Below are 6,487 nucleotides of genomic sequence, written 5' to 3'. Positions count from 1 at the left end.
TACGCAAGAAGCGCGTAATCCGCATCTCGCCCGCGCGATTGCCTCCCACGCGACGCACACTAATACCGGATTGCCCGACACTGACCAAACGGGCCAGCAAGCCGGCCCCCCTTTTTCCAGGCGCCGGTCGCCAAACCGTCCCAAACCGCCTTCCATGCCTGTTCCCCGAATGTTGCGGGGCCATCATCGATTCAGAGAATGGGACGCTCCGCAAGGGCGCGTCTGGAGATGTGTGCATATCGTAGGGCCGAGCCGGGCGATGACACCAACCCCGTGCAACCCTACGCCGCCCGTCGCCGCTCGCGCAGCGCGTTGCCGAACGCCTCGAACAGCGCGCGGTTGATCGGGTTGCGTTGCGGGTCGTATTCGGCGTGCCACTGCACGCCGAGCGCGAAGGTGGGCGCGTCGGCGATGCGGATCGCCTCGATGGTGCCGTCCTCGGCGATGCCCTCGATCACGACGCGCTTGCCGGGCTCGAGGATGCCCTGTCCGTGCAGCGAATTGACCCGGATGGACTCGCGCCCGAGGATGGTTGCGAATGCGCCACCCGGCGTCAGCGTGACGTCGTGACGATCGGCAAACACGACCGTGGGGTCGGGATGGATCTCGCCATTCTCGAGCCGCGGCATGCGGTGGTTGATGCGGCCAGGGATCTCGCGAATCTCCGGATGCAGCGAACCGCCGAACGCAACGTTCATCTCCTGCAGGCCGCGGCAGATGCCGAAGATCGGGACACCCCGCGCGACGCAGGCCTCCGACAGCGCCAGCGCGACATCGTCGCGGTGCAAATCGTAAGGCTCGTGGGCGGCGCAAGGCTCGGTGTTGAAGCGCGTCGGATGCACATTGGCGCGCGCCCCGGTCAGCACCACGCCATCGACCACGTCGAGCAAGGCTGCGACGTCGGTGATCTCAGGAGTTCCCGCAAACATCAGCGGCACTGCGCCCGAGATCTCGGCAACAGCGCGAAGATTGCGCTCTCCGACCATCTGGACCGTGAAACGATTTTCAAGGCGATGGGCGTTTCCGATCACGCCGACCACGGGTCGTCTCATTATTCAAGTCTCGCGCAATGATTTTCTACGTTTTCCACGTTTCGGAGACGATCATGCCTTTGAGTTCCCGCCGGATCAACTGTCTATATCTGCACAGCACAACTTGCAGCCCTGCACAAAACCGGGTCCAGGCGGCCCCCTCCCGGCCTTGGCCGGGCCGGCTGCGGCCTCGGCACGGCCTGCTCGCCCGGTGCGGCAATCCGTCGGCGTCAAACCCGGCCGGCAGCTTGATCCCCGCCGGGTTTTCGCCAAAGACTGCCTTGGACACCGCCGCGAGAGAGGGAATCACCCGTGACTGATTCGGCTGACAATCGCCTGCAGGCCCGCAACGACATGGCGTGGGCGATCGCCGTCGGCGGCATCGGCGCCGTGCTGTTCGCGGCGCTGTTGCTGTTCACCTGGAACTTCGCCGCGACGCTGTTCCTGCTGTTTTCCGGCGTGCTGCTCGGCGTCGGCCTGAACGCGATGAGCAGCCTGCTCGGCCACCTCGTCAAATTGCCGCACGCGTTGCGGCTTGCGATCGTCTGCCTCGCGCTGGCGGGGCTGCTGTCCGGGATCGTCTTCCTCGGCGGCACCACCATCGCGGAACAGGCGACGGTGCTCAGCAACACCATCAAGTCGCAGCTCGGTAGCGTGAAGAATTTCCTCGAACAGCACGGCGTCGACACCAGCTATCTCGATTTCGCCAATGCGGTCGGCGAAGCGAAGCCGGAAGGAACTGCCGCGGCGACGACTGCGCCCGCCGCGACCCCGGCCCGTAACCTGCCGAGCGCCGGTGCGCTCGCCTCCAGCGGCGGCGCGATCATCAGCCAGACGCTGAAGGTGCTGCTCGGCACCGTCAGCGTGGTCGGCAACTTCTTCATCGTGCTGTTCCTCGGGCTCGCCTTCGCGGCGCAGCCCGGCATCTACCGCGCAGGATTGCTGTTCATCGCACCGGCCAAGTACCGCAACGAGGCGACCGCGATCGTCGACCGCATCGGCGAGACGCTGGAGCGCTGGCTGATCGCGCAGATCATCACGATGGTGGCGGTGTTCCTCGTCACCTGGATTGGGCTGGCCATCATCGGCATCCCGAGCTCGTTCATCCTCGGCATCCAGGCCGGCCTGCTGGCTTTCATCCCGACGGTCGGCGCGATCCTCGGCGGGGTCATCGTGGTGCTGGCGAGCCTCGCCACCGGCTGGATTGCGGCGCTGTCCGCCTTCATCCTGTTCCTCGGCGTGCACGCGATGGAAAGCTACGTGCTGACGCCGATCATCCAGCGTCAGGCGCTCGACATCCCCCCCGCCACGCTGTTTGCGTTCCAGATCCTGCTCGGCGTCGTGTTCGGCATCTGGGGGCTGGCGCTGGCGCTGCCGCTGATGGCGATCGCCAAGGTGATGATCGACCACTTCAAGGCGGAGGACGCCTCACCTGCGCAAGCCACGTAAGATTGCCTCAAGCAGTGAGCACGGTCTCGGTGTGCTCGACCTCAGGCGGCGCTGCGAAGTAAGGGCCGACCAGCGCGCGCCAGGCAGCGAAATCCTCCGAGCCGCGGAAATCGACGGTGTGGTTCTCCACCGTCTCCCACTTCGCCATCAGCCGATAGCGCGACGGCTTCTCGATCGAGCGGTGCAGCTCAAATCCCTTGCCACCCTTGGCGCGCAGGAACAGCGGACGCGCCTTTGCGACCGCAGCTTCAAAATCAGCCTCGCTGCCGGGCTTGACGTCGATGAGTGCGATTTCCGTGATCATTGGGCGTTGGCCTCTCTCTGGGAATGCCCGTCTCTAGCCCAGCCGGCCAAAAAGAAAAAGGCGCCTTCGTGGGCGCCCTTGTTCGTAGGGGCTCGCCGATGTTCAGCCGAACATCAGCCCGGTGACAAAAACCGCCAGCATGGCGCCAATCAGCAACAGCATCGGCCAGCGGCGCGTCGGCTGGCTGTAGCGGCCCTGCGCGCGGCGTTCGGCGATCAGCGCCGTCTCGTATTCATCCGAGTTCGAGAACAAGCAAGCGAATCCGCCACGCGTCGAAGCAGCGTCGGCTTCGAGCGACATCAGGGCTGCCTGCGGGTTTCGTGTACGTATCGACTCCATGCCCTCAAGGATGGAGCCGGATGGTTAATCAATGATTACCATCATTCGTCATTGGACGGTCGCGGGCTTGTGGCGCGCCGACGCAGGCAGGCCCGCGGTCTTGCGCCGCCAGTTCTCCAGAGACAGCGGCAGCTCTTCGGCCGCCTCGACCCGATTGCGGCCGCTGCGCTTGGCCTGGTACAGCGCGGTATCGGCCGAAGCGAGCAGCACCTCCAGCTCGGTCCCGGCCGGCCCACCGGCGACGCCGATGCTGACGGTGGTGTCGACCGCACCTTCCTCGCAGGTAATGCCGCTGGTCTCAAAGGCCTCGCGCACGCGCTCGGCGACCAGAACGCCCTCGTCCAGCGAACACGGCAAAAGTGCTGCGAATTCCTCACCGCCGATGCGACCGGAGAGATCGCTGATGCGGAGATTGTTGACGACCACGGCGGCGAACAGCTTCAGGATCTCGTCGCCGGCGGGATGACCGAAGCGGTCGTTGATCGACTTGAAATGGTCGATGTCGAAGATCATCGCCGTGACCGGACGACCGGCATTGGCCTCGCGCTCGATCACCCGCGTGCAGGCTTCCGAGAAGCCGCGCCGGTTGAGCATGCCGCTGAGCGGATCGATCGACGCGGCCGTCTTGTGCACGGCCACCGCGCGGTCCGACACCATCATGAAGATCACGAACACGGTTCCGATCGCATACAACACGAGCTCGACCGAGAACAACGTGACCCAGAAGCTGGTGGCGAAATTCTCCTCGTTCCCGCGCAAGAGGTCGCCGAGCAGAATGGGCAGCATCAACACGCAGCCATGCGCGACCGGCACGACGATCGCGGGCCAGCGCTTTTGCATCGCGCGGCGGCGCTCGTTCCACAATTCGGCGGCCGTCAGCGCGGCGTAGATCGCGACGATTGCAGCCCCGATCGTCAGGCGGGTTGCGGAATCCTCCACCATCGTCACGGCCCCGATCCAGGCGATCGGGCCGAGCATCAGGCCCGGCAAATTGGGCTTGCGGCCGTGAAACACGCGCGAGGCGTTCCAGACCATGCCGCATGCGGCAAAGCCGACCGCGTTCAGCGCGAGCAAGATCGACGTGCCGAGCGCGGAGCCGCCGACCGTGCACAGCGCAACCGAGGCGGCGCCGAGCAGATAGGCGGTGCCCCACCATTTCAACGCGGGGATATTCTCCTGCCTGCCGAAGAACATCAGCATGGCGCCGAGCATGCCCGCGACCATGGTGGCGAACAAATAAAGCGTCGACGTGTCGAACGACATGATCTGACCCCAGCCAGTGTGATGCAACGTCCGCAGGCGCAATTCTTAAATGATGATGCAGCGCTACTGCTGATGCACAGGCTAGAAGGTCCGAGTTCCAATTTCGTTTGCACGCATACGCAAGTTTTCAAGAAAAACTGCGTTAATTCAGTTCTAAATGATCGGGTAGGAGGAAGCCTTGCGGCTTCCCCCTCCCACACCACTGTACGTACGGTCCCGTATACGGCGGTTCGTCAGGCACGATTGAGGTGGCGGTGCAATCCGATGAGGGACGGAAGACCGAGTTGCGCAAAGAAGGCGGCGCGATAGGCATCGTTCATGTGGCTGGCCCCGGCATTCCACCAAGGACCGCGGCCATTGGAGGCCGACCGCCATGCCCGCTCCGGATCGAGCCCACGTTGCATCAAGCGTCTGAGGCGTGTCCGAGGTCGTTTCCACTGGCGCCAGAGGACGCAGCGCAATTTGCGCCGCATCCAGCCGTCAAGCTCCTCGAACACCCCTTTGGCCTCCGCCAGCCGGAAGTATTGCAGCCAGCCGCGCAGGATGGGGGTTAAGGTTTTGACGGTCGATGCCAGAGTTCGTCCACGCCCTTGGCGCAGTGTCGTCCTCAGCTTGCTCCGCAACCGCTTCACGCTCTTGACCGCCACCCGAAGGCGCGGTTGCTGGTGGGCGGTCATGGTAAAGCCGAGGAAGGTCCGCACCCAGGGACGGTCAACCGCGCTTTTCGCTGCGTTGACCTTGAGCCGCAGTCGCCCGGTCAGGAATCGCGTGATCGATGCCATCACCCGCTCGCCGGCCCGCCGCGTCCGAACATAGATGTTGCAGTCGTCAGCGTAACGGCAGAAGGCATGGCCTCGTCGTTCGAGTTCCTTGTCCAGATCGTCGAGCAGGATATTCGACAGCAGTGGCGACAGAGGTCCGCCTTGTGGCGTGCCTTCGCTCCGCGCCGGCGTAATCCCGCCCGTCATCAATCCAGCCTGCAGGTAGCGGCGGATCAGCCGCAGCACCCGTTTGTCCGCAACCCGGCGCGCCACCCGTGCCATCAGCACGTCATGGTTCACCCGGTCGAAGAACTTCTCCAGATCGAGGTCGACGACGAAGCGCCGACCCTCGGCCACGTGCGCCTGCGCGGCAAGTACCGCACCGTGCGCGCTGCGCCCCGGACGGAAGCCGTACCAAGCCTCGGAGAAGTCTGGATCGAACAGCGGCATCAGCACCTGATGCATCGCCTGCTGGATCAGCCGATCCACCACCGTCGGGATGCCGAGTTGGCGCATCCCTCCGCCGGGCTTGGGGATTTCCACCCCGCGCACCGGCTGCGGCCGGTAGCGGCCTTCCAGCAGTTCTTCCTTGATGCGCGGCCAGTGCTCCTTCAGGTGCGGCTGCAACTGCTCCACGGCCATCCTGTCGATGCCCGCAGCGCCCTTGTTCGCCATCACCCGATGGTAGGCCGCCATCATGTTCGCTCGGCTGACGATCTCCTCCATCAGCCGCACTTCCACCTCCGGAGCGGAAGGTTGCGATCTCGCCGTGGCGATTGATGCACCCATTCCCTGCTCTGGCGGCTTCCGGCCGCTACCCTCGGGATGGGCACGACGCATCTCAGCGTCATCGTCTGCATCTGTTGGCACCATCGACAGACCGGCCTCCTCCGGTACTCGACGTTCGGCCCTTCGCCGGCTTGGTGCTGCCGGCTACTACAGCCTCGGCTGACTTCTGCCGTCCCATCCCGGCGCCTTGCGACGCCGGTAGCACACCCGTTGCCGGGGGCAGCACGACAGACCTCCCAGGGTAAGACGCATGACCTTCGTGCCATATACCTGTCGCATCTACGGCCGCACCTTCCGGGTGATATCGGGCTTTGGGCTTTTGGGCTCCCTCGCCCAGGTGCGGACGCCTCATATGCGCTTGCTGTTCGTCAGGCCGGCACTTTGCTTACAGCTTCCTTCAGACCCCGCCTCGCGACGACGCCCTTGCTGTTAGGCTAACGGTTCCTATCACCAGGGTCCGTAGAGGACTCTCACCTCCAAGTCATCGGTCAGACACCACTCCGACCAAATCGCCCCAGTCACGCCGCTCCGCGCCATGCCTGGCGCACCCA

General features: G+C 64.6%; 6 protein-coding genes. 1 reads left to right on the top strand and 5 read right to left on the bottom strand.

Features of this window, described 5'->3' with window-relative positions; translation table 11 throughout:
• Positions 1–281 precede the first annotated feature (281 nt).
• Positions 282–1,052: a gamma-glutamyl-gamma-aminobutyrate hydrolase family protein gene (locus tag UP10_RS31885; protein ID WP_044542453.1), complete on the bottom strand. Its 771-nt coding sequence runs from the start codon at positions 1,050–1,052 to the stop codon at positions 282–284.
• 291 nt (positions 1,053–1,343) lie between these two features.
• Here UP10_RS31885 and UP10_RS31875 point away from each other — a divergent pair, with 291 nt between their 5' ends.
• On the top strand, positions 1,344–2,480 hold the full coding sequence (locus UP10_RS31875) for an AI-2E family transporter (RefSeq protein WP_044591170.1): 1,137 nt from the start codon (positions 1,344–1,346) through the stop codon (positions 2,478–2,480).
• Positions 2,481–2,487: 7 nt separating this feature from the next.
• On the opposite strand, the gene UP10_RS31870 is transcribed toward UP10_RS31875, so the two are convergent.
• From UP10_RS31870 to ltrA, 4 genes are all read right to left on the bottom strand, one after another.
• The gene (locus UP10_RS31870; RefSeq protein ID WP_044591169.1) at positions 2,488–2,784 is read right to left on the bottom strand and encodes an antibiotic biosynthesis monooxygenase family protein; all 297 of its coding nucleotides are present in this window, start codon (positions 2,782–2,784) and stop codon (positions 2,488–2,490) included.
• Between the two features lie 102 nt (positions 2,785–2,886).
• Positions 2,887–3,123, bottom strand: coding sequence for a hypothetical protein (locus UP10_RS31865; protein ID WP_044591168.1), 237 nt, complete (start codon positions 3,121–3,123; stop codon positions 2,887–2,889).
• Between the two features lie 48 nt (positions 3,124–3,171).
• A complete protein-coding gene (locus UP10_RS31860; protein WP_044591172.1) occupies positions 3,172–4,389 on the bottom strand; it encodes a GGDEF domain-containing protein in 1,218 nt (405 codons plus the stop codon).
• Positions 4,390–4,619: 230 nt separating this feature from the next.
• Entirely contained in the window at positions 4,620–5,873 is a 1,254-nt protein-coding gene (ltrA, locus tag UP10_RS31855) for a group II intron reverse transcriptase/maturase (RefSeq protein ID WP_245321761.1), read from the bottom strand.
• Positions 5,874–6,487 lie beyond the last annotated feature (614 nt).

Source organism: Bradyrhizobium sp. LTSPM299 (assembly GCF_000938235.1).
Classification (GTDB): domain Bacteria; phylum Pseudomonadota; class Alphaproteobacteria; order Rhizobiales; family Xanthobacteraceae; genus Bradyrhizobium.
Note: the sequence above shows the minus strand (reverse complement) of the source record. Positions and strands in the feature narration are given on the sequence as shown.

Coding starts and splice junctions, on each gene's coding strand:
- UP10_RS31885 (WP_044542453.1), bottom strand. CDS start 1,052: ATGAGACGACCCGTGGTCGGCGTGATCGGAAACGCCCATCGCCTTGAA.
- UP10_RS31870 (WP_044591169.1), bottom strand. CDS start 2,784: ATGATCACGGAAATCGCACTCATCGACGTCAAGCCCGGCAGCGAGGCT.
- UP10_RS31865 (WP_044591168.1), bottom strand. CDS start 3,123: ATGGAGTCGATACGTACACGAAACCCGCAGGCAGCCCTGATGTCGCTC.
- ltrA (WP_245321761.1), bottom strand. CDS start 5,873: ATGGAGGAGATCGTCAGCCGAGCGAACATGATGGCGGCCTACCATCGG.